Origin of the sequence: Protofrankia sp. Cas8 (assembly GCF_963555845.1) — a bacterium.
Taxonomy (GTDB): Bacteria; Actinomycetota; Actinomycetes; order Frankiales; family Frankiaceae; genus Protofrankia.
Genome location: NZ_CAUVXI010000052.1, coordinates 29755 through 30335, shown reverse-complemented (window position 1 = coordinate 30335; position 581 = coordinate 29755). Strand labels below are relative to the sequence as shown.

Sequence of the window (581 nt, the reverse complement as noted above, 5' to 3'; positions counted from 1 at the left end):
ACTTAGGCTCCCCCTTCCTGCGTTGCCGAGGTTTCAATCCGACTCGGATTTGTAGATCGCGGGCACGATCTCATGAGGCCCTACGCCGAGCTTTCCGAAGGTTTCAATCCGACTCGGATTTGTAGATCGCGGGCACCTGCCTAGCATATCGCACCACACGCCTCTACGTTTCAATCCGACTCGGATTTGTAGATCGCGGGCACGCCCACCCCATCTGCCCTGAACGGACCCCGGCACAGTTTCAATCCGACTCGGATTTGTAGATCGCGGGCACCTTCCAAAGAGCGGATGTTCTCTGAAGCTCAAGTTTCAATCCGACTCGGATTTGTAGATCGCGGGCACCCCATCTGCCCCGCACGACACGGGCTCCGACAGTTTCAATCCGACTCGGATTTGTAGATCGCGGGCACACTTGGAAGGCGCCATCCCGGGTACGGGAGAGGTTTCAATCCGACTCGGATTTGTAGATCGCGGGCACTTCGACAGCCGCCTGGCTTACGCGCTGCTCGAGGTTTCAATCCGACTCGGATTTGTAGATCGCGGGCACCACACGCTGCTCCAGCGCATGTTCGGGGAGCACT

Annotated in this window: 1 CRISPR repeat array. The window is 58.0% G+C overall.

What is annotated here, in order from left to right:
* Positions 1–30: 30 nt before the first annotated feature.
* Positions 31–547: a CRISPR direct-repeat array (repeat unit 36 nt; unit sequence GTTTCAATCCGACTCGGATTTGTAGATCGCGGGCAC).
* Positions 548–581 lie beyond the last annotated feature (34 nt).